Annotated in this window: 23 protein-coding genes; 7 read left to right on the top strand and 16 right to left on the bottom strand. The window is 67.6% G+C overall.

The genetic code is table 11. The features are described 5' to 3' along the window. Window positions 1-82 precede the first annotated feature (82 nt). From ACTG4X_RS32715 to ACTG4X_RS32685, 7 genes are all read right to left on the bottom strand, one after another. The gene (locus ACTG4X_RS32715; RefSeq protein WP_176928987.1) at window positions 83-1093 is read right to left on the bottom strand and encodes a Bug family tripartite tricarboxylate transporter substrate binding protein; all 1011 of its coding nucleotides are present in this window, start codon (window positions 1091-1093) and stop codon (window positions 83-85) included. A 125-nt stretch (window positions 1094-1218) separates the two neighbouring features. Continuing rightward, entirely contained in the window at window positions 1219-2736 is a 1518-nt protein-coding gene (locus ACTG4X_RS32710; protein WP_093058687.1) for an AMP nucleosidase, read from the bottom strand. Between the two features lie 42 nt (window positions 2737-2778). Then, entirely contained in the window at window positions 2779-3327 is a 549-nt protein-coding gene (locus ACTG4X_RS32705) for a TIGR00725 family protein (protein ID WP_093058688.1), read from the bottom strand. Next, window positions 3278-4099, bottom strand: a complete 822-nt coding sequence (locus tag ACTG4X_RS32700) for an ABC transporter permease (protein ID WP_093081013.1) — start codon at window positions 4097-4099, stop codon at window positions 3278-3280. Before ACTG4X_RS32700 ends, ACTG4X_RS32705 begins: the two co-directional genes overlap by 50 nt. Before the next feature lie 10 nt (window positions 4100-4109). Further along, complete coding sequence (locus ACTG4X_RS32695; protein ID WP_093179806.1) at window positions 4110-5198, bottom strand: extracellular solute-binding protein; 1089 nt, start codon at window positions 5196-5198, stop codon at window positions 4110-4112. Window positions 5199-5220: 22 nt separating this feature from the next. Further along, window positions 5221-6249, bottom strand: coding sequence for an ABC transporter ATP-binding protein (locus tag ACTG4X_RS32690; RefSeq protein ID WP_307616917.1), 1029 nt, complete (start codon window positions 6247-6249; stop codon window positions 5221-5223). Then, window positions 6246-7031, bottom strand: a complete 786-nt coding sequence (locus ACTG4X_RS32685; protein ID WP_093058692.1) for an ABC transporter permease — start codon at window positions 7029-7031, stop codon at window positions 6246-6248. Before ACTG4X_RS32685 ends, ACTG4X_RS32690 begins: the two co-directional genes overlap by 4 nt. A 180-nt stretch (window positions 7032-7211) precedes the next feature. On the opposite strand from ACTG4X_RS32685, the gene ACTG4X_RS32680 reads away from it, so the two are divergent. Together ACTG4X_RS32680 and ACTG4X_RS32675 are read left to right on the top strand one after the other, a co-directional pair. Next, window positions 7212-8126, top strand: coding sequence for a LysR substrate-binding domain-containing protein (locus tag ACTG4X_RS32680; RefSeq protein WP_093179812.1), 915 nt, complete (start codon window positions 7212-7214; stop codon window positions 8124-8126). Between the two features lie 28 nt (window positions 8127-8154). Next, window positions 8155-9063: a ketopantoate reductase family protein gene (locus ACTG4X_RS32675; RefSeq protein ID WP_440532886.1), complete on the top strand. Its 909-nt coding sequence runs from the start codon at window positions 8155-8157 to the stop codon at window positions 9061-9063. Here the strand turns inward: ACTG4X_RS32675 and gorA are convergent. After that, the gene (gene gorA / locus ACTG4X_RS32670; protein ID WP_440532885.1) at window positions 9060-10418 is read right to left on the bottom strand and encodes a glutathione-disulfide reductase; all 1359 of its coding nucleotides are present in this window, start codon (window positions 10416-10418) and stop codon (window positions 9060-9062) included. The genes ACTG4X_RS32675 and gorA overlap by 4 nt on opposite strands. 79 nt (window positions 10419-10497) lie before the next feature. Further along, on the bottom strand, window positions 10498-12474 hold the full coding sequence (locus ACTG4X_RS32665) for a DUF6600 domain-containing protein (RefSeq protein WP_440532884.1): 1977 nt from the start codon (window positions 12472-12474) through the stop codon (window positions 10498-10500). Window positions 12475-12613: 139 nt separating this feature from the next. Here ACTG4X_RS32665 and ACTG4X_RS32660 point away from each other — a divergent pair, with 139 nt between their 5' ends. Continuing rightward, window positions 12614-14665: a PEP/pyruvate-binding domain-containing protein gene (locus ACTG4X_RS32660; protein ID WP_097197766.1), complete on the top strand. Its 2052-nt coding sequence runs from the start codon at window positions 12614-12616 to the stop codon at window positions 14663-14665. Window positions 14666-14710: 45 nt separating this feature from the next. On the opposite strand, the gene ACTG4X_RS32655 is transcribed toward ACTG4X_RS32660, so the two are convergent. The 3 genes from ACTG4X_RS32655 to ACTG4X_RS32645 all read right to left on the bottom strand — a co-directional run bounded on the left by ACTG4X_RS32655 (window position 14711) and on the right by ACTG4X_RS32645 (window position 18508). Continuing rightward, complete coding sequence (locus tag ACTG4X_RS32655) at window positions 14711-16642, bottom strand: TRAP transporter large permease (RefSeq protein WP_097197767.1); 1932 nt, start codon at window positions 16640-16642, stop codon at window positions 14711-14713. Next, entirely contained in the window at window positions 16639-17307 is a 669-nt protein-coding gene (locus tag ACTG4X_RS32650) for a TRAP transporter small permease subunit (protein WP_093058735.1), read from the bottom strand. Before ACTG4X_RS32650 ends, ACTG4X_RS32655 begins: the two co-directional genes overlap by 4 nt. A gap of 91 nt (window positions 17308-17398) precedes the next feature. After that, window positions 17399-18508, bottom strand: coding sequence for a TRAP transporter substrate-binding protein (locus tag ACTG4X_RS32645; RefSeq protein ID WP_093058699.1), 1110 nt, complete (start codon window positions 18506-18508; stop codon window positions 17399-17401). A gap of 221 nt (window positions 18509-18729) precedes the next feature. On the opposite strand from ACTG4X_RS32645, the gene ACTG4X_RS32640 reads away from it, so the two are divergent. Then, a complete protein-coding gene (locus ACTG4X_RS32640; protein WP_440532883.1) occupies window positions 18730-19140 on the top strand; it encodes a rhodanese-like domain-containing protein in 411 nt (136 codons plus the stop codon). Between the two features lie 141 nt (window positions 19141-19281). On the opposite strand, the gene lysM is transcribed toward ACTG4X_RS32640, so the two are convergent. Then, window positions 19282-19746: a peptidoglycan-binding protein LysM gene (gene lysM, locus ACTG4X_RS32635; protein WP_093058701.1), complete on the bottom strand. Its 465-nt coding sequence runs from the start codon at window positions 19744-19746 to the stop codon at window positions 19282-19284. Window positions 19747-19880: 134 nt separating this feature from the next. Between lysM and ACTG4X_RS32630 the strand changes: the two genes are divergently transcribed. Further along, window positions 19881-20666: a type III pantothenate kinase gene (locus ACTG4X_RS32630; protein WP_093081040.1), complete on the top strand. Its 786-nt coding sequence runs from the start codon at window positions 19881-19883 to the stop codon at window positions 20664-20666. A 3-nt stretch (window positions 20667-20669) separates the two neighbouring features. On the opposite strand, the gene ACTG4X_RS32625 is transcribed toward ACTG4X_RS32630, so the two are convergent. Genes ACTG4X_RS32625 through ACTG4X_RS32615 form a run of 3 tightly spaced genes read right to left on the bottom strand, consistent with a single transcriptional unit; the run spans window position 20670 to window position 23735 of the window. Then, entirely contained in the window at window positions 20670-22007 is a 1338-nt protein-coding gene (locus ACTG4X_RS32625) for a serine hydrolase domain-containing protein (protein ID WP_097200662.1), read from the bottom strand. A gap of 26 nt (window positions 22008-22033) precedes the next feature. Beyond that, entirely contained in the window at window positions 22034-22849 is an 816-nt protein-coding gene (locus ACTG4X_RS32620; RefSeq protein WP_093208455.1) for a crotonase/enoyl-CoA hydratase family protein, read from the bottom strand. 37 nt (window positions 22850-22886) lie between these two features. Further along, on the bottom strand, window positions 22887-23735 hold the full coding sequence (locus tag ACTG4X_RS32615; protein ID WP_097197769.1) for a 3-hydroxybutyryl-CoA dehydrogenase: 849 nt from the start codon (window positions 23733-23735) through the stop codon (window positions 22887-22889). 184 nt (window positions 23736-23919) lie between these two features. On the opposite strand from ACTG4X_RS32615, the gene purT reads away from it, so the two are divergent. After that, window positions 23920-25134, top strand: coding sequence for a formate-dependent phosphoribosylglycinamide formyltransferase (gene purT / locus ACTG4X_RS32610; RefSeq protein WP_440532882.1), 1215 nt, complete (start codon window positions 23920-23922; stop codon window positions 25132-25134). 63 nt (window positions 25135-25197) lie between these two features. After that, window positions 25198-26139: an alpha/beta hydrolase gene (locus ACTG4X_RS32605; RefSeq protein WP_093058706.1), complete on the top strand. Its 942-nt coding sequence runs from the start codon at window positions 25198-25200 to the stop codon at window positions 26137-26139. Window positions 26140-26171 lie beyond the last annotated feature (32 nt).

Genomic DNA, 26171 nt, shown 5'->3' with positions numbered 1-26171 from the left:
AGAAGTAACTGGATGATGTCCGAAAAACGTGTCAACCCCACGCTTCATGGGCCTAGGGAAAACCCGAGGAGGCGGGCCGCTCTCAAGCTTTCAGCTTGAGCAGATAGATCAGCGGGCCGGCCATTGCGGTGTCGGTTTCGAGGAAATTCTCGAAATCCTTGCCCTCCATCCAGAAGGGGTCCCAGTTGTTCTGTTTGATGGCTTTTTGCCACACATCGGTGGCGGTGGCGCGCCGCACCACCGTCAGCAGCGCCGCCTTGCGGTACGGCGGCACCTTGCGGCCGGTGAGCACGCCGCGCCAGTTGGCAAGGTCGGCTTCCACGCCCTGCTCACGCACCGAGGCGATGCCCTGGAACGGCCGCTTCGACGACACGCCGATGGCGCGCAGCTTGCCGCTGGCCAGGCCCTCGCTGAACTCGCTGTAGCCGGAGATGCCGGCTGCGGCCTTGCCGGTTGCCAGCGCCTCGACCACTTCGGCGCCGCCGGGGTGCGCCTGGTAGACCAGCGACTGCGAAGCGTCGGCCACGCGCGCCAGCATGCCTGCGTACATGTGGTCCACGCCGCCGGCCGAGCCGCCCGCGATGACGGTGTTGGCTGCATCGGCGCGCAGCTGTGCGATCAAATCCTTCGGCGTCTTGATGGGCGAATCGGCCTTCACCGCCACCACCTCGTAGTCGCTGGTGAGGCGTGCGATCGGCGCCATGTTGGCCATCGTCACGGCGGGCTTCTGCAGCGCGACCGCGCCGACCATGACCATGCCGCTCATCAGCAGGGTGTCGGGGTCCGCATCGTATTTCTCGACGTACTTCGCCAGTCCGATGGTGCCGCCCTTGCCGCCGATGTTCTCGTACACCACGCTGCCGACCGCGCCGGACGCCAGCATCGCGGCGCCGAGCGCGCGACCCGTCTGGTCCCAGCCGCCGCCTTCATTGGCGGGAATCACGATGCGCAGCTTGCTGCTCACGGGTGCGTCGGCGGCGGAGGCGGTGCGCGGCCACAGTGCGGCATGTCCTGCGCCAGCGGCTGCGGCCGAGGCCGCGATCCATGCAGAGAAGCTGCGGCGGGAGAGGGGAACGGAACGCGACTGGGTCATCTTCTTTCCGGTTGCTGTGGGGTAAACCGGATGATGTCCGCGAAACGGCGCAATCCCGCGCGATGGCGGGCAGGACAAACCCTGAGGGCCCGACCTCTGTCGGGGCCCTCCGGAAGCCCTTCTTCTTACTGGAACGCCACCTCGGCAAAGCTGCGCAGCTTGCGGCTGTGCAGCCGCGTCGAGCCCTCTTCGCGCAGGATCTCGATGGCCCGCATGCCGATGCGCAGGTGCTGCTCCACGCGCTCGCGGTAGAAGTGGTTGGCCATGCCGGGCAGCTTGATCTCGCCGTGCAGCGGCTTGTCGCTCACGCACAGCAGGGTGCCGTAGGGCACGCGAAACCGGAAGCCGTTGGCCGCGATGGTCGCGCTTTCCATGTCGAGCGCCACGGCGCGGCTCTGGCTGAAGCGGCGCTGCGGCTGGTTGCCGGGCAGCAGTTCCCAGTTGCGGTTGTCGGTGCTGGCCACGGTGCCTGTGCGCATGATCTTCTTCAGGTCGGGCCCCTCGTAGCGCGTGACGTCGGCCACGGCCTTCTCCAGCGCGAGCTGGATTTCCGACAGCGCCGGAATCGGCACCCACAGCGGCAGCTCTTCGTCGAGCACGTGGTCTTCGCGCACGTAGGCGTGGGCCAGCACGTAGTCGCCAAGCTGCTGCGTGTTGCGCAGGCCGGCGCAGTGGCCCAGCATCATCCACGCATGCGGGCGCAGCACCGCGACGTGGTCGGTGATGGTCTTGGCATTGGCCGGGCCGACGCCGATGTTGACCATGGTGGTGCCGCTGCAATCCTCGCGCACCAGGTGGTAGGCCGGCATCTGCGGCAGGCGCGGTGGAGCGGTGCCCTGGCTGCCGTCGAGCAGGTGGCCGTAGGTGGCGCTCGAACCTGCAGCAAGCCCGCGCCGGCGCGTGACCACGTTGCCGGGCTCGATGAAGGCGACGTACTCGCTGTTCTCGTCGGCCATGGCCTCGTGGCCCAGGCGCACGAACTCGTCGATGTAGAACTGGTAGTTGGTGAACAGCACGAAGTTCTGGAACCACTCGGGCGCGGTGCCCGAGTAGTGGCGCAGGCGGTGCAGCGAGTAGTCCACCCGCGCGGCCGTGAAGAGCGACAGCGGCTGCGCCTCGCCGTCGCGCGCCTCGTAGGTGCCGTTGGCGATGCCGTCGTCCATCACGCCCAGGTCGGGCAGGTCGAACACGTCGCGCATGAGGGCGCGGCGCTCGGCGCTCATGGTGCCTTCGATGTGGTCGTTCTCGGCAAAGGAGAAGTGGATCGGAATGGGCTGCGTGCTGGTGCCCACCTCGAGTTCGACCTGGTGGTTTTCGAGCAGCAGGCGGAACTGGTCGAGGTAATAGCGCGAGAACAGGTCGGGCCGCGTCAGCGTGGTCTCGTAGCGGCCCGGGCCGGCAACGAAGCCGTAGCTCAGGCCGGCGTTGGCCGGCGGCGTGTGGCGCGAGACGGTGTGCGTGTGCACCCGCACGAAGGGGTAGCAGGCCCGCACCCGGCCCGGCAGCGCCTCGCCGGCAACGAAGCGCAGCATCGATTCGCGCAGATGGGCGAGGCCGCCCTGGTAGATGGCCTTGACCTGTTCGAGTGCAGCGGCGGCATCGGTGAAGCGGGCGGGAGCGACAAAGGTGGGCATGTAGGGCATGACGGCATTGTGCAATGCGGCCGCCGCTTCAGCCGGGGGCAGTCATGCCAGCAGGCAGGCGAGCACTTTCGTGAGCATGTCTTCCACATCGGTGGCCTGCACCGCGCCGGGCAATGCCACATCGCCATGCATCACGAACACCGGCTTGCCCCACTTGAGCCCCAGCGCCATTTCCGACAGCGTGCCCATGTTGCCGCCGATGGCGACCAGGCACACGCCGCTGCGCGCGACGATGCCGTTGCGCATCTCGCCCATGCCCGTGGGGATGGCCACACTGAGCCATTCGTTGGCGTTGCGGTCGTCGTCCTCGGGCAGGATGCCCACGACGATGCCGCCGGCCTCCACGGCTCCGCGCGAGGCCGCGGCCATCACGCCGCCGCGCCCGCCGCAGACCACGGACATGCCCGCGCCGGCCAGCGCATGCGCCACCGCGTGGGCGGCCTCGCATTCGGCCGGGCCGCCGTCGCCCGGGCCGATGATGGCCACGGGCTGGCGGTAGCGCTCGGGCCCCCGCTGCTTTTGCGCGAGGCGCGTCAGCGCCTCAGTGACCGGCGCCGACAGCACCACGCTCGCGCCTTCGCGTAAAGACATCGCCCACTCCCATCACGATCACACACACAACCATCAGCACCAGCGACAAGGCCGCCGCCACCGCGAAATCGGAACCGCCGTCGCCCACCTGCGCGAGCAGCATCAGCGGCAGGATGTTGAGCTGAGTGCCCACCAATGCCAGCGCCGTGCCGTAGGTGCCCATCGCGATCGCGGCCACCATGCAGGCGTTCGACAGCACCGAGGGCATCACCTCGGGCACCACCGTGTCCCAGAAGGCACGCGCTTTCGAAGCGCCCAAGGTGCGCGCCGCCTGCGCCGGGCGCAGGTCGAGGTTGGCGAACACCGGGTACAGCGACAGCGCCACGCGCGGGATCAGGTAGTAGGCATAGGCAAAGCCCAGGCCCGACACGCTGTAGATCCAGCTGCCGATGGCGGCCGGGTCACCGCCGAGGCCCGCGAGCAGCTGCGTCACGAAGCCCGCGCGGCCGAAGGCCAGGATGAAGCCGTAGGCAATCACCAGCCCCGAGAAGGCCAGCGGCAAGCCCAGCAGGGTCATCATCCATTGGCGTCGGCCTTCGGGCTGGCGTGCCAGTTCGATGGCGATGCAGGTGCCCACCAGCGCCGAGATCGCGCCCGCCGCGAGGCCGAGGCCCAACGTATTGCGCAGCGCGCCCAGGAACAGCGGGTTGCCGAACAGCCGCCCGAAGGCGCTGCCGCCCTCGGCGAAGGCTTCGGGCAGCAGCGCCGCGAGCGGCACCGCGAAGAAAAGCGCCATGAAGGCCCACGCGGGCCAGGCGCCAAAGCGTCGCATCACGGCCTGCTTACTTGCCCAGCGCGGCCTGCGCCCAGAGCTTGTCGACTTCGGCCTTGCGCTCCGAGGCCTTCACCACGTCGAGCGGCTTGATCTGCGGCGCGGCCGGCATCTTGGCCGCCACGTCGGCACTCAGCGGCGTGCCCGGCACAGCCGGACGCACGAAGCCCTGCGCGAACAGCGACTGGCCTGCCTCGCTCATGATGAAGTTGAGCCACAGCTTGCCGGCGTTCGGGTTCGGGCCGTTCTTCACGAGGCTGATGGCGTACGGTGCGGCCACGCTGGCTTCCTTGGGAATCACGACTTCCACCGCGTCGCCCATGCCATCGACGTGCTTGGCCTTGAGGCCGTCGTTCTCGTAGCTGATCCACACCGGGATCTCGCCTTTCAGGAACTTGGCGTACGGCGTCGTGCCTTCCACGCGCAGCACATTGCCGGCCGAATGCAGCTTGCCGAGGTAGTCGGTGCCGGGCTGCACGTTGTCGACGCTGCCGCCGTTGGCGTAGGCCGCTGCAAAGGTCAGAACCTGGCCGATGCCGGTGGAGCGAGGGTCGAGGTAAACCACCGTGCTCTTGAATTCGGGCTTCAGCAGGTCGGCCCAGCCGGTGGGCACGGTCTTCACCAGCTTCTTGTTGACCAGGAAAGCGATGTTGAGCGTGTGGATGGTGAACCAGCGGCCCTCGGCCTCGCGGAACACGGGCGGCAGCTTGTCGAAGTTGACAGGCTTGAAGGGCGCGACCACGTCCTTCTTCGCGGCGTCGACGGCCGAGGCGGCGAAGTAGTAGGCGGTGTCGGCCTGCGGGCGGCGCTTGGTCTTTTCGAGTGCGACCACGGTGGCGGCGGAGCCGATGTCGTTGTAGGTCAGCTCGATCTCGGGGTAGCGCTTCTTGAAGTCGCGGAACAGCGATTTCCAGTTGGCCCATTCGGGGCCGGTGTCGAAGGAGACGCACAGGCCTTCCTTCTGCGCCTCGGCGTACAGCGCCTTCTCGCCTGCGTAGAGCTCGGGGCCGTCGAAGGCGAAGGCGGTGCGGGCCGCGAGGGTGGCCAATGACAGTGCGGGCAGTGCGCCGGCGGCCTGGATCAGATGTCTGCGTTGCATGGTGGCTCCTTGAAGGAAAGGGTCAGTGGTCAAGTAAACGAAGGTGTTCGGGCGCGATGGCGATGGCTTCTGCAGCCGGCGCTGCCGACTCGGCAAGGAATGGCTTGCCCGCACCCGGCACCTCGAAGTCGTAGCGCGTGAGCGCACCCAGGTAGCGCTGCGCGCCGGTGCGGCCCGCGAGGCGGTTCACGGCGTCGGGCGCCGGGTCGGCTCGGATGTGTTCGGGGCGCACCAGCACATGCAGCGCGGTGCCGAAGGGGCGGTGGCCGGTGTCGGCGAAGACTTCGGCAAAGCCCAGGTCCAGCCGGCCCGGCGACGCCACCTTCGCGGGCAGGATCGTCGAGAGCCCGACGAACTCGGCCACTGCGCGGCTCGCGGGGTTCTCGTAGATCTCGCGCGGCGTGGCGATCTGCAGCAGCCGGCCGTCTTTCAGCATGGCCACGCGGTCGGCCATCACCAGCGCTTCTTCCTGGTCGTGCGTGACCAGCAGCGTGGTGGCGTTGAAGCGTTGCTGTATCGAGCGGATCTGGTCGCGCAGATGGCCGCGCACGCTGGCGTCGAGGGCCGACAGGGGCTCGTCGAGCAGCAGGGCGCGCGGGTCGATGGCCAGCGCGCGGGCAAGGGCCACACGCTGCTGCTGCCCGCCCGAGAGCTGTGCCACGGCGCGCTGCGAGAAGTCGCCCAGCCCCACGATGTCGAGCAGCTCCTGCGCGCGCTTGCGCCGCTCGGCCGTTGCCAGCTTGCGCAGCTTGAGCCCGTAGGCCACGTTGTCGAGCACGCTCAGGTGCGGAAAGAGCGCATAGCTCTGGAACACCATGCCGATGTGGCGCTGGTGCACCGGCGTGCGCGACATGTCTTCGCCGCCGAGCATGATGCGGCCGGTGTGGCCCGTCTCCAGGCCCGCCACCAGCTTGAGCAGCGTCGACTTGCCCGAGCCGCTCGGCCCGATCACCGCCACGAGCTCGCCCGTGCGTACGTCGAGCGACACGTCGTGCAGGCCGTGCGTGCTGCCGGGGTAGTTGTAGCTGACGTTGTCGAACAGAAGACTCATGTGCGCTGCTTTACAAGGGAAGAAGAAAGAAGCGCCGACGCACTGGCCAGCACAAGAAGGATCACCGTGGCCGCGCAGGCAAAGCCCGTGGCGCCGTAGAAGGCCTGTAGCAGCACCACCGGGTAGGTGCGGTTCTGGAAACTCGTGAGCAGGTTCGACACGCCGAACTCGCCCACCGAAATGGCAGCGACCATCACCAGCCCGCTGATCAGGCTCTGCCGCAGGCTCGGCAGCACGATGCCGGTGAACTGCTGCCAGCCCGAGGCGCCGAGCGTGGCGGCCGCCTGTTCGAGCCGGCCGAGGTCGAGGTGGCGCAGGTCGGTGAGCAGCGTGTTGGTGAGGTAGGGCAGGGTGAGGATCGCGTGCGCCGCGATCAGCAGCGGCATCGAACCCAGCCAGGGCGCGAGGTCGGTGTTGAACACGATCATGTAGCCGAAGGCCAGCGTAATGGCCGGCACCGCCACCGGCGTGGCGCTCACGATGCGCGCCGCCAGGCTGCCGCCGCGCCGCGCGCCGTGATACAGCGCATAGGCCAGCGGCAGCGCCAGCACGGTGTTGATGGCGCAGGCAGCCATTGCCACCACGAGGCTGCTCACGAAGGCCTTGCGAAAGGAGGTGTCGAGCCAGAGGTCGACATACCACTGCCCCGTGATGCCCGTGGGCAGCAGCGTGTTGGTCCAGTTGCCGCCCACGCTGCCTACCAGCAGCAGGGCGATGGGCAGCAGCAGGTACAGGCCGTAGATGAGCGAGATGCCGCGGATCAAGGTTGTCTCCAATGTCATGGACACCCGGCATACTTTCCGGATGCGCTACTGTCCGCGCCGAGCATGCCGCCGCGTTGCCTCGAATTCTAGGAACCGCATGCGTACTTATGCATGCGTACTTATGGGTGAAAGTTGGATGACGACACTTGAGCAATCGGAAAGCGTTTTTCATGCAGCTTTCACGAAGCGGAGCCATGCATGAAGCGCGACTGCCCCACCATTCAGGAACTGCTGGCCTTCGACGCCGTGGCGCGCCACCAGAGCATCACGCTGGCGGCCGGCGCCCTGTGCATCACCGTGAGCGCTGTCAGCAAGCAGATCGCGGGGCTGGAGGCCTTCCTCGGCCGCGAGCTGCTGCAAAAGAATGGGCGTGGCGTGCAACTTACGCCGCAGGGGCGCGTGTACTGGCAGAAGATCTCGGGCGGCCTGCGCGCCATAGAAACCGCGACTTTCGAGGCGCGCTCGGGCGACGCGGGCGCCGGGCTGCTCACGCTGGCGAGCGTGCCCACCTTCCTTACCAAGTGGCTGATCCCGCGCCTGCCCGCCTTCAGCCAGAAGAGCCGCCACGTGATGCTGAGCTTCAGCCGTCACCTGGAGCCGAGCGACGGCATTCCGGCGGGCGTGGACGCCGCGATCCGATACGGCCCCGACGGCTGGCCCGGCGTGGTGTCCGAATACATCGCGGGGCGCGAGTTCGTGCTGATCGTGGCGCGCTCGCTGGTCGAGGGGCGGCACCGCATCGCGCAGCCCGCCGACATCGTCGGCCACACGCTGCTGCATCACGAGGGCGCGCCCAGCGCCTGGCGCCAATGGGCCGCGCAGCACGGCGTGCCCGAAGTGCAGATCGTGGCCGGCCCGCGCTTCGCGCAGTATTCGGCGCTGATACAGGCGGCACTCAACGGCTTGGGCATCGGCCTAGTGCCGAAGCTGCTGGTGCAGGAAGAACTCGCCGAAGGCTCGCTGCTGAGCCCCTGCGGCACGCCGGTGAGCGTGAACCAGGGGCACTACCTCTGCTACCGGCCCGACCGGCTCGACCTGCCGGCCTTCGCGGCGTTTCGCGAATGGCTGCTGGACGAAGGTCTGAAATCGCGCGGCGTGGAGACCGAGGCATGATCGCCGCGACAACCAAGGAATCGAACCGATGAAAGTCGCAGTCATGGGCGCCGGCGCAGTCGGCTGCTACTACGGAGCCATGCTGGCGCGTGCCGGGCATGAGGTGGTGCTGGTCGGTCGGCCTTCGCACGTAGAGGCCGTCAACGCCAAGGGGCTCCGGCTGGAGACCAAGGCCTTCGACGAATTCGTGAAGGTGGCTGCGAGCACCGAAGCCGATGCGGTGCAGGGCGCGGACCTCGTGCTGTTCTGCGTGAAGTCGACCGACAGCGAAGCGGCCGCCGCGCAGATCAAGCCGCATCTCGCGCCCGGCGCACTGGTGCTCACCTTGCAGAACGGCGTCGACAACGACGAGCGCGTGCGCTCGGTGCTGCCGGCGAACGAGGTTGCCGCGGCGGTCGTCTACGTGGCGACCGAGATGGCGGGGCCGGGTCATGTGAGGCACCACGGGCGCGGCGAACTGGTGATCGCGCCCTCGCGCATGAGCGAGCAGGTCGCGCAGCACCTCGTTGCCGCCGGCGTGCCTACGCAGATCTCGGGCAACGTGCGCGGCTCGCTGTGGGCCAAGCTGATCCTCAACTGCGCCTACAACGCGCTCTCGGCCATCACGCAGCTGCCCTACGGTGTGCTCGTGAAGGGCACAGGCGTGACCGACATGATTCGCGACGTGGTGGCCGAGTGCCTCGCGGTTGCAAAGGCCGAAGGCGTCGAAGTGCCCGGCGATACCGACGCCGCCGTGCGCGGCATCGCGCAGAGCATGCCCTCGCAATACTCGTCGACCGCGCAAGACCTCGCGCGCGGCAAGCTCAGCGAGATCGACCATCTCAACGGGCTGGTCGTGCGGCGCGGCGAGGCACTGGGCGTGCCCACGCCGGCCAATCGCGTGCTGTTCGTGATGGTGAAGCTGCTCGAGGGCAAGCAGCAGGCGGTGCGCGCCTAGCCGGGCATCGGTTCGCGCATCGTCACGAACTCTTCAGCGGCCGTCGGGTGAATGCCCACGGTGCTGTCGAAGATCGCTTTCGTCGCACCCGCACGCATCGCCACCGCAAAGCCCTGCACCACTTCGCCCGCGTCCGCGCCCACCATGTGCAGGCCCACCACGCGGTCGCTCGCCTTGTCCACGATCAGCTTCATGAATGTGCGCTCGCTGCGGCCCGACAGCGTGTGGCGCAGCGACTTGAATTCGCTCGAGAACACCGTCACCTCGCCGAACTTCGCACGCGCGTCGAGTTCGCTGTAGCCACAGGTGCCGATGTTCGGGTGCGTGAACACGGCAGTGGGAATGAATTCGTAGTCGAGCCGACGCTTGCCTTTGCCGAAGAGCTCGTCGACCACCACCATCGCCTCGGCCAGTGCCACCGGCGTGAGCTGCACGCGCGTGGACACGTCGCCCACCGCGTAGATCGACGGCACCGAGCTGCGGTAGTGCGCATCGACTGCGATCGCGCCACGCTCGTCGAGCTTCACGCCCGCTGCTTCGAGGCCGAGCCCCTGCGTGTTGGGCACGCGGCCGGTGGCAAAGAGCACCGTGTCGGCCTCGATCTGCTGGCCGCGCGCCAGCGTGACCGTGAGTCCGTGCGGCCCGCGCGTGACCGAGGCGGCTTCGCAGTTCAGCCGGATGTCGACGCCGGCCTTGCCCATCTCGTTCGCCAGGAACTGCCGCACGTCGTCGTCGAAGCCGGTGAGCAGGTGCGCGCGGCGGTGCAGCTGCGTGACCTTGGCGCCCAGCCCGTTGAAGATCGATGCGAATTCGCAGGCGATGTAGCCGCCGCCCACCACCAGCAGGCGCTTGGGGAACGGGTCGAGGTCGAACATTGCGTCGGAGGTCACGATGTGCTCGCGGCCTGGAATGTCGGGCACGAAGGGCGTGCCGCCGGTGGCCACCAGCAGGTGGCGCGCGGTGTGGCGCCGGCCGTCGATTTCCACCGTGTGGGCATCGACCAGCTGCGCCCATCCGGTGACGAGCGTGACGCCCGAGTTCTTCAGCAGCGAGGCATAGATGCCGTTGAGCCGCGTGATCTCTTTTGCGCGCTGCGCCTTCAGGTGCGCCCAGTCGAACTGCGGCGCCCCGTGCAGCTTCCAGCCGTAGCCCGCGGCTTCCTCGAAGGACTCGGCATAACCGGCCGCGTAGCTATAGAGCTTCTTGGGAATGCAGCCCACGTTGACGCAGGTGCCGCCGAGTTCGGCGGCCTCTGCGATGGCGATGCGGGCGCCGGTGTGCGCCGCCATGCGAGCGGCGCGAACGCCCCCGCTGCCGCCGCCGATGACGAAGAGATCGAAGTCGAATGTGGGCATGAAAGGCTTGCTCCTTGGCCGCCGACTGTAGCGGCGGGGCGAAGGCAGCGCTTTCAGCGGGGCTTGCGGTGGGGCGTTCTCAGCGCGAGTCCGGCGAGGTCCAGAGCTTGCGCGGATCGTCGCTGCGCTGGCCTTGCGGCTGCGGTTGGGGTGCGATGCCGCGCTGCTGCTGGAGCGCGCGCAGCTGGGCCTCCTGCGCCTGGCGCATCGCGTTCTGCTGGGCCTGCTGTTGGGCCTGCACCTGCTGCTGCGCCTGCGCGGCGCGCAACTGCATTTCCTGTTGCTGGCGGAGCATCTGTTGCTGGGCCAAGGCCTGCTGCTGGGCCGCGCGCTGTTGCTGGAGCTGCATCTGCTGCATTTGCTGTTGTTGAAGCAACTGTTGCTGCTGCTGGGCTTGGGCTTGTGCGGCGCGCTGCTGCATTTCCTGCTGTTGACGCAGCGCCTGTTGCTGCTGGACCTGCAGTTGTTGTTGCTGCTGTTGCTGTTGCCAGCGCTCCTGCTCGCCGCGCTGGCGCCAGTCTTGTTGCGCCCGCCAATCCTGCTGTTGGCGCCATTCCTGTTGCTGACGCCCGCCCTGCTGGCGCTGCCATTCCATCTGCTGTTGTTGCTGCAGTTGCTGCTGTTGTTGAATCTGTGCGGCCTGCGCCGCGCGCTGCTGCATCAACTGCTGCTGTTGCGCCTGCTGGAACTGGACCTGCTGCTGCTGCCGCGCCATCAGCGCCGCCGCCGGCGGCATCACCGCGGCGGGCCGGCCGAAGCCGCCGCCGAAGCCGTTGATGGCGATGCCCGGCGTGGGCGCCACCGGCCCGCGCGAGAAGCGGTCGTCCGGCAGCCGCACCAGGTCACGCCGCCCGAAGCTGCCGCGGCCGAAGCGGTCGGCGGGCAGCACGGTCACGGCGCCCGGCATCTGCTGGTTGGCATAGAAGTCGTTGCGGGCCTGCCGGTTGTAGATGGCCATGCGGTTCACCTGGTCCACATAGCGCTGGCTCGCATGGTAGCCAGGGCGCCATTGCTCGCCCGGGGCCAGCGGGAACCAGCCCACGCCGTTGCGGCCGTTGCCGATCTGCACGCCAGCATTGGCACCGCCACCCACGAAGCCCACCAGCGCGGGCGAATACACCGGCCGCCCGTTCGGACGCCCCGGCACCCAGCCCCAGCGCGGACCCACGCGCGCCCAACGGCCGTAGTGGAAGGGCGCGAAGCCCCACGGCGCGGCGTCGACCCAGGTCAGCCCCCAAGGCGCGACATTGACCCACTGGCCGTCGCGGTACGGCGCCCAGTCGGCATCGACATTGCGCGGGAACCAGACGTCGCCATACGTGGCGTCGCTTTGCCAGTCGCCGTAGTTGTCGAGCTGCTGGTAGCCGACCACCTCGCGCGACACATAGCGCGCGGAGACCGACTGGTCTTCGAGGCGGTTGCGCTCGGCCACCCAGGCTTCAAAACCGCCGGTCTGCTGCGGCGCCCCGCCCACGGCCGAAAGGTCGCGGCCCGACACGGTGAGCTGCTGCCGCGCGCCCAGCGATTGAGATTGGCCGTTGTCGCCGTAGAGCGTGACGCGGCCCGAGGCCACGGCCACCCAGGTGGTGCCGGCGGCTGGATCGGATGCGATGCGGTATTCGCCCGGCTCGTCGATCACCACCGCGAGATTGCCGGTGTCGACCTCGACGCGCTGGCCCGCCAGATCGTCGCGCACGCGCAGCTGGAGGTTGCCCTGGTTCGAGGTGATGCGCGCCGTGTCGTCGTCGAGTTCGGAGAACTCCACATGCGTCTGCCCGTCGAGCCGCAGCGCCGCCGAGCCGATGTACAGCTCGGCCCGCGCGTTGCGGTCGGTCCAGAGGCGGTCACCGGTGGTGATGGGGCGGTTGGGCTGCGCGTCGTACCAGCTGTCTTCGCCGGCAGGCGCGAAGCTCACCGTGCCCTGCTGGAAGTTGAGGCGGGCGACGCGGCCCGGCGGGTCTTGCTGCGCGCCGGCCGCGAGGCCGACGCACAGCAGCGCCAGGCCGAGCAGCCATCGGCGCGGGGCGGAAAGCATGGAAAGGGCGGGTTGGCTCATGGCGTTGTTCTCTGATCCTCGGGACGATGCGAAAGCGCTGTGTTTGTAACGCGCGAGAATCCGCTGCCGCTGTCACCGCCTGCCCACTGCTTGGTGAAGCGCGCGTGCAATCGGCAACCGGCTGTAAGGAGGGATACCCATGAAAAACCAGAAAAACGCATGCCCCACGGGCGTCGCGCGCTCCCGAAACAATAGCGTGACTGCGCTGTGCCTGGTGGCTGCGGCAACCCTTGCGGCCATTCCCGCGACCGCCATTGCCCAGCTGGCGCGCAAGCCGTCTTACTACCAGCAGCAGAACCAGCCGCAGCCCGAAGGCCCGGCCGCGCAGCTCGTGCCGCGCCCTTCAGTGCCGTCGTCGCTGCCCGTGCTGCGCAGCCAGGGCGACTTCGACCAGATGGCGCGCGTCTATGACGCCGGCACGCCCATGCAGCTCGCGCACGTTCTGTTCGCCATCGACCGGCAGTCTAGGCCGGCGCGCATGTACTACATCGACACGCCGCGCTACCAACTGCACGTGCGCTTCCTTCGCGATACCCGGCTGGTGCCGAGCACCGCCAAGCGCGAGATCGACCGCAACTACCTCGTGCCCGACCGCCGCTTCCTGTTCGGCACGCTGAGCTGGCAGCAGAACATCGGCACCTTCACCTACGAGTTCTGGGAAGGCGACCGGCTCACCGCGCCGCTGCTGCGGCAGGCCGACGAGCAGGTCAAGGCCAGCTTCTTCGCGCCGGTGAAGTTCAAGACCAACTCCACGCTGCACGAGCGCGTGGCGAAGGAAGCCGGCATCGACTCCGTGAGCCAGGAGGCGCTGATCCGCGAGCAGCCTTTTCTGCCGCTGAACCTGGGCACCGCCACCGGCCGCGTGCGCATCGTGGATGATGAATCCGGCATCAACGCGCTGCTGCCCGACGACATCGCCGTGCTGCGGCAGGTGCCTATCAGCCTGCCGCCGGTGGCGGGCGTGCTGACCGAACGGCCCTCGACTGCGCTCTCGCACGTCAACCTGCTGGCCAAGGGCTGGGGCATTCCGAACGCCTATGTGCGCGACGCCGCCACGGTGCTGAAGGCGCACGCGGGCCAATGGGTCGCGTTGAAGGTGGCTGCCTCGGGCTACCAGGTGCGCCGCCTCACGCCTGAAGAGATCGCGGCGCTGCCACCGCGCGCCGTGCGCACAGCGTCCACCGGCGCCACGCCCGGCAGCGCGCGCGCCGTCAAGCCCGACCTGCGCGAAACCCGCCTGCTGCCGCTGGCGTCACTGCGTGCGCGCAACAACGCGCAGTGCGGCACCAAGGCCGCGAACCTCGGCGCCATGCTGGCCGCGCACATTCCGGGCACCTCGGTGCCCGACGGCTTCTGCGTTCCGTTCGCGCACTACGACCGCTTCATGCGCGCCAACGGCCTGGCCGAGCGCATCGCGCGCATGCAGCGACAGCCCGGCTTCGCGAGCGATCCGAAGATTCGCCAGAAGGCGCTGGCGCAGTTGCGCGACGAGATCGTGCAATGGCCCGTCGATGCCGCCACCGCGGCGGCATGGCGTGCCGCGTGGCAGTCGCAGCTGGGCGGTAGTGGCGTGTTCGTGCGCAGCTCGTCCAACTCCGAAGACCTGCCCGGCTTCAGCGGAGCGGGGCTCTACACCACGGTGCCCAACGTCAAGACCGGCGACGCGCTCGAAGTTGCGGTGAAGAAGGTCTGGGCCTCGGTCTTCAACCCCGAAGCCTGGGAAGCCCGCAGCGCCGCGGGCTTCGGCGCAGAGTCGGTACTGATGGGCGTGTTCGTGCAGACCGCCATCGACTCGACCAACGCCGGCGTGATGATCACGCGCGACCCCTTCGACGCGGGGCATCCGCACGTCACCTACATCTCGGCCAAGCGCGGCATCGGCATCCGCGTGGTCGAGGGGCAGCGCGTGGCGGAGCAGGTGATGTATTCGAGCTGGTCGAAGGCCATCCAGGTGCTGAGCCGATCGGCCGAGGAAACCTCGTTGCAGCTCGACAAGGAAGGCGGCGTGAAGGAAGTGCCGGTGGAAGCTGGACGCAACGTGCTGACGGATGAGCTGGTGGTGCGCCTGGCGAACGTGGGCGCTGCGGTGAAGCGCACGTTCAACGCGGTCGATCAGGACATCGAGTGGGCCACCGTGGGCGATCGCATCGTGCTGCTGCAGGCGCGGCCGTATGTGGAGCGGCGGCGCTGAGCCAGCGTTGCGCAGGCTCTGGTCGCCGCCCACCGGCGTCGGCCTTCAACCGTACAGATACTGCGGCAGCCACAACGTCAACCCCGGCCAGATGTACATGAACACCATGCACAGGATCACGATCAGCATGTACGGCATCATCCCCGCGAAGATCTGGTTGATCGTCACGTGCGGTGGCGACACTCCTTTCAGGTAGAAGGCCGACATCGCCACCGGCGGCGAGAGGAATGCCGCCTGCAGGTTCACGAACACCAGCACGCCGAACAGCAGCGGGTCGATCTGGAAGTGCGCGAGCAGCGGCAGGAAGATGGGCACGAAGATCACGATGATCTCGGTCCACTCCAGCGGCCAGCCCAGCACGAAGATGATCGCCTGCGACAGCAGCAGAAACTGCAGCGGTGTGAGGTTCATGCCCATCACCCACTCTTCGATGATGCGCTGGCCGCCCAGCAGCGCGAACACCGCCGAGAACAGCGCCGAGCCCACGAACAGCCAGCAGACCATCGAGGTGGTCTTGAGCGTGAGGAACACGGCCTCCTTGGTCTTCTTGAAGTCGAGCGTGCCGGCTTGCCATGCCATGAGAAAGGCGCCGGCCGCACCGACCGCGGCCGACTCCGTGGCGGTGGTGATGCCGAACAAGATCACGCCCAGCACCACCAGCGTCAGCGTGGCCAGCGGCATGACCGACGACACCAGCATGCGCAGGATCTCGAATTGCTCCGCGTTCATGCGCCAGTAGTACCAGGAGAGCAGTGCGAGCGTGAAGAGACTGGCCAGCAGGAAGCCTGTGTAGAAGGCTTCGGGCACTGCGGCGGTCTTCGGTGCATCGACGGCTTCGCCTAGTTGTTGCAGGCCACCTTCCGCAGCAGGCGGCGCTGAAGGGGCCTCGCTGCCGGGTGGTTCCTCGACGCCGCCGGGAGGCTCCTGCAGGCCGCCTTCCGATGCGGACTCTTTCGGCTCGTCGGACGTGGGTGGTTCAGCGAGCCCGGTACCGGAGGCCTCGGGCGATGCAGCAGCGGCCGGGGCTTCGGCCTTCTGCGTCGCCTGTTGCTCCGCGACCGTCGGTGCGTTGTTGTCCTTCTGCGAGTAAATAGTCACGTACCACCACACCGAGCCCAGCGTCGCAACTGCGAGCGCCAGCGGCACCAGCGCATTCAGCAGGCTGCGCAGCAGCAGCCACCAGGTGATGCGCACGCCTTCCGCCGCACCGCGCATGGCGCGCGCGGGCGACACCACGGCCGCGAACAGCGCCGGCAGCATGCGCGGCGAATAGCTCGCCGCAATGTGCGCAACCCACGGCGTGACCGGCGCGCGCTGCTGGTCGGGCGGCAGCTTGGGCGCCACTTTCGGCTGCAGCACGGCCCAGCCGATCACGTAGAGCAGGTAGAGAAATGCGAGGAAGAAGCCGGGGAACATGGCAGCCGCATAGAGCTTGACCACCGACTGCCCGGCCACTGCCGCATACACGATGATCATCACCGAGGGCGGAATGAGAATGCCGAGCGTGCCGCCCGCGGTGATCACGCCAGCCGCGAGCCGCGTGTCGTAGCCCGCGTTGAGCATCGGCCGCATCGCGATCACGCCCATCAGCACCACCACCGCGCCGACCAGGCCGCTGGCGATGCCCCAGAAGGTGCAGACGATCAGCGTGGTCACCGCGAGAGAGCCGGGTACGCGACGGAATGCGAGCTGCACGCTGTGGAACATCTTGTCGACCAGCGCGCCGCGCTCCATCACGTAGCCCATCAGCACGAACAGAGGTATCGAGAGCAGCGTCTCGTTGGTCATGGCGCCGAAGGCGCGCTGCACCATCAGGTCGAAGACCTTGTTGTCGAGCCAGGGCGAGGCAGGGTCGTAGAAGGCGATGAAGCCGAAGAACATGCCTAGCCCCATCAGCGTGAACGCCGTGGGAAAGCCGAGCATGATCACGACCACGATCAGCCCAAGCATCAGGAGGCCGAGTGCGGGTTCGCTCATGCCGCACCTCCAGTCGTGTCGCTCTTGCGCTGCTGCGCGGCCTGCTCGATGGCCTTGGCCTTGTCGATCACCTCGCGCTTGTCGGCTTCATCGACGTAGCTGCTGCCGGCGAGCTGCTCGCCGACCACGTCCATTTCTTCCGCGTCCTTCAGGCGCGGCGTCCACACGCCGGTCTTCAGGCACAGCGCGCAGCGCACCATCTCCGCGATGCCCTGCAGCAGCAGCACCGCGCCGGCCACGGGGATCACGAACTTGAACGGGTACACCGGGATCGGGTCGGCGTTGAAGGTCTGCTCATGCATTGCCAGCGATTCGCCGAAGTAGGTCCAGCCCGACCATGTGAGCGCCACCACGCCGGGCAGGAAGAAGAGCGCGAACAGCACGAGATCGAGCGCGGCCTGCGTGCGCGGCTTCATGCTGCCGTAGAAGAAGTCGCCGCGCACATGGCCGGCCTGTGAGAGCGTGTAGGCGCCGCCCATCATGAAGAGCGTGCCGTAGAGCATGTTGTTGGCGTCGAAGATCCAGGCGGTGGGCGCGTTGAGCGCATAGCGCTTGAACACCTCGCCGCACACCAGCAGCATCAGCGCCACGATGAGCCACGAGAAGGTCTTGCCCACGACCATGCTGAACCGGTCGACGGTGTGGAGGAAGCGTTGGATGGTCATGAAGGCACGGGAAAACAGCAAAGCACGCATCGGAAAGCCAGCCATCCGGAGCGTTCCGTATGGCCGGCGCGAACTGTCACCGAGAGATTCTTCAGGCCTTCTTTTTACTGAAGTAGTGGTTGTAGGCCATCTTGAAATCGACGCCGTAGTCGTTCTGCCACTGCAGCGCACGCTCTGCGAACACGCGCTGCGACTCCAGCACCTTCTTGAACAGCGGGTTCTCCTCGGCCTTCTTCGCCACAGTCTTGTCCCAGGCCGCGAGCTGCGCGCGCAGCACCGCGTCGGGCGTCTTGTAGAACTTGATGCCGGCCTTCTTCATGTCGGCATAGTCCTGCGAGTTGCGCTGCACCGCCTTCCAGCTCATGTCGGCGCTCGCGGCCTGCACCGCGTAGTCGATGATCGAGCGCAGCTCCTGCGACAGCGCGCTGTACTTGCCCTTGTTGAACAGCACTTCGAACTGCTCGCCCGACTGGTGGAAGCTCTGCAGCATGCAGTTCTTCACCACGTCGGGGAAGCCCAGCGTGCGGTCGCTCGACGCGTTGTTGAACTCGGCCGCGTCGATCAGCCCGCGGTCCAGCGCGGGCACGATCTCGCCGCCGGGCAGCGGGTTCACCGCCGTGCCCATCTCGGTGAACATGTCGACCGCCAACCCGACGGTGCGGAACTTCAGGCCCTTCATGTCCTCGACCTTGGCCACCGGCTTCTTGAACCAGCCCAGGGGCTGCGTGGGCATCGGGCCGTAGAGGTACGACACCACTTCCATGTTCAGGCTCTTGTAGATCTCGTCGAGCAGCGCCTTGCCGCCGCCGTAGTTGTGCCAGGCCAGCACGGTGTTGGCATCCATGCCGAAGCCCGGGCCCGAGCCCCACAGCGCGAGCGCCGAGTTCTTGCCGTAGTGGTAGGCCACCACGCCATGGCCGCCGTCGAGCGTGCCCTTGTTCACCGCCTCCAGCAGCTGGAAGGCGGGCACCACGGCGCCCGAGGGCAGCACTTCGATCTTGAGGCGCCCGCCAGCCATGTCATTGACCTTCTTGGCGAAGTCGTTGGCGTACTCGTGGAAGATGTCCTTGGCGGGCCAGGTGCTCTGGAAGCGCAAGGATGTGGTCTGAGCCACGCTGACCATCGGCACCGACATGGCGCCTGCGGCCACGGCTGCACCCTTGAGGAGGTTGCGGCGGCGGGGTGATTTGCTGTCTGTCATGTTGTCTCTCTCCAAAACAAGTTCTGATGACGAAGAAACCCTGCCCGCCCCTTGGAGTTATGTTTGGCAGGTCCAAGCCGCATCTTTGGCGCGCAGGAAAACGTGACAAACAGGGTTTTCACGAACTGGTGAAAAATTCCACCATCCGGCGAGGGCATCGGGCAACGTAAAGACGGCCGCTGCCTGGGAAGTAACCCTATTCATTTGAAGGACGCAAAGAGATGACTGAACCAGTTGGGGGAAAAGGCTATGCCGGCGACGTGACGCCCGAGCAGGCCGCGCAGTGGATGGCCAGCGGCGAGGCCGTGCTGGTCGACGTGCGCACCGACGCCGAACGCGAATGGGTCGGCTACGTGCCCGGCGCCGTGCCTCTGGCCTGGAAGCAATGGCCGGGCATGGCGATGAACGCCGCGTTCGACGACGGCATCCGCGCCGCCGCCGAAGGCAAGAAGAAGCTGGTGCTGCTGTGCCGCAGCGGCGTGCGCTCCATCTCCGCCGCCAAGCGCGCGACGGAACTGGGTGTTGAGGCCTACAACATCCTCGAAGGCTTCGAGGGGAACCCGGACGAGCAGGGGCATCGTGGGCAGATTGGCGGCTGGCGCAAGCGTGGGCTGCCTTGGAAGCAGAACTAGGGATTCCTGTTCAGGGCGCGTTCACGCCGACGGGGGACATTCGCACAAGGGAGTACCCGGTGTCATTCGCACGCACCCCGGAAAGAAACAAAAAAGGCCCACCGAAATCGGTAGGCCTTTTGCCGATCGAAGAACGAAAGATCAGCTCAGCGCAGGAATGCGCAACTTCTGCCCCGGATAGATCTTGTCCGGGTGCGTCAGCATCGGCTTGTTGGCCTCGAAGATCGCGTTGTATTTGTTGGCATCGCCGTAGTACTTCTTCGAGATGGCCGACAGCGTGTCGCCCCTCACCACGTCGTGGTACTGCGCGGGTGGCGCGGCCGGGGCGACGAGGTTGTTCTCGACGCTGGTCACGTTCGCCACGTTGCCCGCGGCCAGCGAAGCTTTTTCGCTGGCTTCCTGCGAGGGCGCCTGGCCGGCGAGGGTGACCACGCCGCTGCTGGCCGTGTAGGTCACCTCGAGGCCCGTGAGGCCGAGGTTCTGCGTCTCGATGTAGGTCTTGATGGCTGCTGCTGCCGCAGCATTGGCGTCGGGCGTGGCGGCCTGCGCCGACGATCCGCCGAACAGTTTCTCGCCCGCCTCCTTGATGAAACTCAGCAATCCCATGGCTTTCTCCTTGTGCGGTGGTGGATGGAATTGGCGAATGTAGCGGCGGAACACCGAGGGCCGGCGTAGGCCCATGCCGCGTGTGTCAGCGACGCGCCAGCAGGAATAGACACAAAGTCGCAATAATCCCGCGCATGTCATCCCCCTTCCTCGCCATCGACATCGGCAACACCCGCCTCAAATGGGCGCTCTACGACTCGGCCCGCCCCGGCGCCGCGTTGCAGGCGCAGGGCGCCGAATTCCTCGACCACATCGAACGGCTGGCCGACGGCCCCTGGGCCGACCTGCCTTCGCCCGGCTCCATGCTGGGCTGCGTGGTGGCTGGCGACGCGGTGCGGCGGCGCGCCGAAGAACAGATCGTCGAGCGCTTCGACTGCACTCCCCGCTGGGTGATGCCCAGCGCTGGCGAGGCCGGCATCGTCAACGGCTACGACCATCCCACGCGCCTGGGCGCCGACCGCTTCGTGGCGATGATCGGCGCGCGCCACCGCATGCTGGCCGAGAGACCGGGGCAGCCGCCGCGGCCGATGGTGGTGGTGCTGATCGGCACGGCCGTGACCGTCGAGGCGATCGACACCGAAGGCAAGTTCCTCGGCGGCCTGATCCTGCCGGGCCACGGCATCATGCTGCGCGCGCTGGAGTCGGGCACGGCGGGGCTGCACGTGCCCACCGGCGAAGTGCGCGAATTTCCCACCAACACCAGCGATGCGCTCACCAGCGGCGGCACCTACGCCATTGCCGGCGCGGTCGAACGCATGGTGCAGCACGTGCGCTCGCACTGCGGCATGGAGCCGGCCTGCTACATGACCGGCGGTGCGGGCTGGAAGATGGCGCCCGTCATGAACGGGCACTTCGAGCTGGTCGAGAGCCTGATCATGGACGGGCTCCTGGTCATTGCCCGCGAGCGGGCTGCCGCCTGAGGCTCAGGGGCGCATCAGCGCCTCGGCCATCGCCTGGAACGCGGGCAGCGTCAGCGGATCGTTCGCGCCGTTGGCCGCCACCGGGTGCGCCGCATAGCGAACGATCACCATCTCGGCCTTCGGGTCCACATAGATGCTCTGGCCGTGGATGCCGCGCGCCATGTATGCACCGTGCGGGTTGTGCGACACCCACCACATGTCGCGGTACGACCAGCCCTTGAGCAGCGGATAGCCGGCCTTCACGAACTTCGCCTGGTCGCCGCCGCGCTGGATGTCTTCCACCACCGCCTTTGGAATGGCCTGCTGCCCGTTGGGTGCACGGCCGCCGTTGCGCATGGTCTCGCCGAAGCGCGCGAGGTCGCGCAGCACGGTGTTGAGGCCACCGCCGCCCGACTCGCTGCCGATGCGGTCGACCATGAAGTAGGCGTCCTGCTCGGCGCCGATGCGGCGCCAGATCTTCTCGCTCAGCAGATCGGCCAGCGACTGGTTGCTGGCGCGGCGCACGATCCAGGCCAGCACTTCTGCGTTGACGGTCTTGTAGGCGAAGGCTTCGCCGTGCTCGCCCTCCTTCTTCAGCGTGACCAGGAATTCGTAGAACGACTTGGGGCCGGTGTAGTTCTGGCCCTGGGTGAGCATGCCGCCGGCACGGGCGTAGTCCCAGATCTCGGCCTTGGGGTCGGCGTAGTTCTCGGAGTAGTGCACGCCCACGGTCATGTCCATCACCTGGCGCACGGTGGCGTCGCCGTAGGCGGTGTCCTTGAGCTCAGGGATGTACTTGGTGACCGGCGCGGCCGGGTCCAGCTTGCCCTCGTCAGCGAGGATGGCCGCCAGCGTGCCCACGAAGGACTTGGTGACCGACATCGCGATGTGCGGGCGCTCGGGCGTGAGGGCGCCGAAGTACTTCTCGTAGACCACCTTGCCGCGGTGCAGCACCAGGATGCCGTCGGTGTAGGTGCCGGAGATCATCTGGGCGAAGTTGAGCGTTTGCTCACTGCCTGTACTCCCAAGAGGCTTGAACGTGACGGCCTCGATGTCGAAGCGCGGCGTTGCCGCCGGCAGCGGGCTGGCCGCGCCGCTGCCGCGCCACACGTTGGCGGTGGGCACCGTCTCGCGCACGTGCGAGAAGCTCCAGCGCGTGCGCGGAAACACGCCACCGGTCGGGTTGTCGAAGGTGATGAGCTTGTCGGGCGCGGGCGGGAAGCCCTTCATCCAGCCCAGCGCATCGACCGAGGTGGCCGCGGGGTCTGGCAGCGCGGGGGGCGTGGGCGTCTGGGCGGAGGTTGTGTTCACGGCGAGCAGGGTGAAGGCGGCGGCAAGCGCCGTGCGAATGAAGAGGGGCATGTTGTTGTTCTGGATGAAGAAGGGGATCAACGGCCGCTGAACCGCGCCGGGCGGCGCTCGATGAAGGAGCGCACGCCCTCGGCGGCGTCCTCGCTGTTCGACAGGCGCTTCTGCGTCTCGATGAACTCCGACACCGCTGCCAGCGGCCCCTGCTCGACCGCCTTGATCACATTGAGCCGCGTGGCCACCACCGCCAGCGGCGCCTGGGCTGCGATGCGCTGCGCAATGGCCAGCGCCGCATCGAGCTCTTGCCCGGCTGGCACCACCTTCTGCACGAAGTTGAGGCGATAGGCCTCGGCGCTGTCGAACTCGTCCGCCGTGAGCAGGTGCAGCATCGCGTTGCCCACGCCCGCGCGCTCGGCCATGCGCAGCGTGGCGCCGCCCGTGGCCATGATGCCGCGCTGCACTTCCATCTGCGAGAAGCGGCAGTTGTCGGCCGCCACCACGATGTCGGCGCCCAGCATCAGCTCGATGCCCACCGTGAAGCAGATGCCCTTCACCGCAACCACCATCGGCTTGGTGCGGCGGCGGTAGTCGGGCAGGCCGAAGTCGTGCGGCTCCACCAGGCCGGCCGGAATGGCCTTCTCGCCGCGCTTCATGTACTCGGTGACCGCCGGCAGGTCGAGGCCCGCCGTGAAGTGGTCGCCGAAGGCGTGCAGCACGCCCACGCGCAGGTTCGGGTCGTCGTCGAGCCGGGTGTAGGCCTCGGCCAGCTGCTTGAACATCGGCGGCGTCCAGCCGTTGCGCTTGGCGGGGCGGTTGATGCCGATCAGCAGCACGTGGTCGAGCACCTGGGTGTCGATGCAGCCTTCTGCCGGTGGGGTGGTGGGGGTCGCAGTCATCGGTCTTGTCTCCATGTTGTTGTTATGGCTGCGCGGCTCAGTACGTGTACACGCCGCGGCCGGTCTTGCGGCCGAGCTGGCCGGCTGCCACCATTTCCTTCAGCAGCGGGCAGGGGCGGTACTTGGAATCGCCGAACTGCTCCAGGTACACCTCCATCACGGCCAGGCACACGTCCAGGCCGATCATGTCGGCCAGCGCCAGCGGGCCGATGGGCTGGTTGCAGCCCAGCTTCATGCCGGCGTCGATGTCTTCCGCCGTGGCGATGCCCTCGGCCAGCACGAAGAAGGCCTCGTTGATCATCGGCACCAGGATGCGGTTGACCACGAAGCCCGGCGCGTTCTTCACCGTGATCGGCGACTTGCCGAGCGTTTCGGCCAGTGCCTTCACCGCGTCGTGCGTGGCGTCGCTCGTGAGGTAGCCGCGGATCAGCTCCACCAGCGCCATCATCGGCACCGGGTTGAAGAAGTGCATGCCGATGAAGCGGTCGGGGCGCGAGGTGGCGGCCGCCAGTTGCGTGATCGAGATCGACGAGGTGTTCGACGCGATGATCACCTCGGGCGCCAGCATGTCGTCGACCTGCTTGAGGATCTTGAGCTTGAGCGCGTGGTTCTCGGTGGCGGCCTCGATCACCAGCTGCGCGCTCTTCAGGTCTTCGTAGTTGGTCGAGCCCTTGATGAGCGCCAGCGCGGCGGTCTTCTGCTCGGTGGTGAGCTTTTCTTTCTTGATCAGGCGGTCGAGGCTGCCCGACACGGTGGCCAGGCCCTTGTCGACCGCCGCCTGGGCGATGTCGACCATCACCACCTTCACGCCGGCCACAGCGCAGGCTTGCGCGATGCCGTTGCCCATCGTTCCGGCACCGATGATGCCGACAGTCTGGATAGCCATGAGAGAACTCCTTGAAGAAAACAAAAAGGGGGTGCACGTAGCTGGCGCCACGGCAAAACATCGATTGTGAAGCAGCCCCGCGGCCGTGCCGTTGCCGCGTGCGACACCGGCGGCCCGCCGGTGGCTTACAGTGCGGCGGTTGCTTTTCCCTGCTCGTTTTCCCGCTCTTTTCGACCCTCCGACCATGACCACCCTCGGCACCCCCCTTTCCCCCTCTGCAACCCGCGTGATGCTCCTGGGCTCCGGCGAACTAGGCAAGGAGGTGCTGATCGCCCTGCAGCGCCTCGGCGCCGAGACCATTGCCGTCGACCGCTACGAGAACGCCCCCGGCCAGCAGGTGGCGCACCACGCGCGCACCATCACCATGAGCGACCCCGAGCAGCTGAAAGCGCTGATCGAGGCCGAGAAGCCCATGCTGGTGGTGCCGGAGATCGAGGCCATCGCCACGCCCATGCTGCAGCAGCTCGAAGACGCCGGCGTGGTGCGCGTGATTCCCACGGCCCGCGCTGCCCGCCTGACGATGGACCGAGAAGGCATCCGCCGCCTGGCCGCCGAAACGCTGGGTGTGCCGACCAGCCCCTACAAGTTCTGCGACTCGCTGGCCGAGCTGCAGGCGGCCATCGATGGCGCGGACGGGAAAGGTATTGGCTACCCCTGCATCGTCAAGCCCGTGATGAGCAGCTCCGGCAAGGGCCAGAGCAAGATCGACGGCCCCGCCGACGTGCAGAAGGCCTGGGACTACGCCATGGCCGGCGGCCGCGTGAGCCATGGCCGCGTGATCGTCGAGGGCTTCATCGACTTCGACTACGAGATCACGCTGCTCACCGTGCGCGCCAAGGATGCCGGCGGTGCTGTGCAGACGCAGTTCTGCGACCCCATCGGCCACGTGCAGGTGAGCGGCGACTATGTGGAAAGCTGGCAGCCGCATCCCATGGCGCCCGCCGCGCTGCAGAAGGCGCAGCAGATCGCACAGGCCGTGACGGCCGACCTCGGTGGCCAGGGCCTGTTCGGCGTCGAGCTGTTCGTGAAGGGCGACGAGGTCTGGTTCAGCGAAGTCAGCCCGCGCCCGCACGACACCGGCATGGTCACCATGGCCACGCAGTGGCAGAACGAGTTCGAGCTGCATGCGCGCGCCATCCTCGGCCTGCCGGTCGACACCTCCCTCAAGAGCCCGGGTGCCAGCGCGGTGATCTACGGCGGCGTGGACGCCACCGGCATCGCCTTCGACGGCGTGGCCGAGGCGCTGCAGGTGCCTGGCAGTGACATCCGCCTGTTCGGCAAGCCCGAGAGCTTCCTGAAGCGCCGCATGGGCGTGGCGCTGGTGCACGCGGCCGACATCGACACGGCCCGCAAGCTCGCCAAGGAAGCCGCCTCGCGCGTGAAGCCGCGCAAGGCATAGCCAGTTTTCGCAAGCCGCGCCGCAACGGCGCGGGCATGGTCGAGTGGTTCCACCGGAGACACCATGCTGCACCCCCAGGCTCGCGCCTTGCTCGACTTCATCGAGGCGCGCGGCATTCCGCCGACGCACACCCTGTCGCCCGCCGACGCGCGGACCTTCTACCGTGAGCGCCGCGTCGCCACGCAGCCGCTGCCGGCCGAAGTGGCCGAGGTGCGCGACCTGGCCGCCGACGGCCCGCACGGCACCATCCCGGTGCGGCTCTACCGGCCGCTCGGCTCTGGCGCAGGCCCGCTGCCGGTGCTGGTGTACTACCACGGCGGGGGCTGGGTCATCGGCGACCTCGACACGCACGACGTGCTGTGCCGCGAGCTGGCCAACGGTGCGGGCTGCGCTGTCGTCGCGGTTGACTACCGCATGGGCCCGGAGCACCGCTTTCCCGCCGCCGTCGACGACGTGCTGGCCGCTACCCGGTGGGTGCGCCGCGAGGCCGCGGCGCTGGGGCTCGATGCGAGCCGGCTCGCAGTCGGCGGCGACAGCGCCGGCGGCAACCTTGCGGCGGTGGTGTCGATCGCCGCGCGCGATGCTGGCGACCTGCCCATTGCCTTCCAGTTGCTGATCTACCCGGCCACCGACATGCGGCGCGGCCATGCCTCGCACCAGACGAACGGCCAGGGCTATCTGCTGACGGCAGACACCATCCGCTACTTCCACGACCACTACATCACCGACCCGGCGCACGACCTCGACTGGCGCGCCTCGCCGCTGTTGCATACCGACCTGTCGAAGCTGCCGCCCGCACTGGTGCTCACGGCCGGCTACGACCCGCTGCGCGACGAAGGGCTGGCCTATGCGGAGGCGCTCACGGCCGCGGGCAACCGCGCCATGTACGTGTGCTTCGAGCGCCAGATCCATGGCTTCGTGCCCATGGGCAAGGTGCTCGACGAGGCCAACACCGCAGTGGCGCTCTGCGCCGCCGAACTGCGCCGCGCACTGGCACCGGCCTAGGGAAAGTCCCCGCGCAAATCGATATCGCGCAG

The organism is Variovorax sp. YR566, assembly GCF_051992195.1.
Taxonomy (GTDB): domain Bacteria; phylum Pseudomonadota; class Gammaproteobacteria; order Burkholderiales; family Burkholderiaceae_C; genus Variovorax.
Note: the sequence above shows the minus strand (reverse complement) of the source record. Positions and strands in the feature narration are given on the sequence as shown.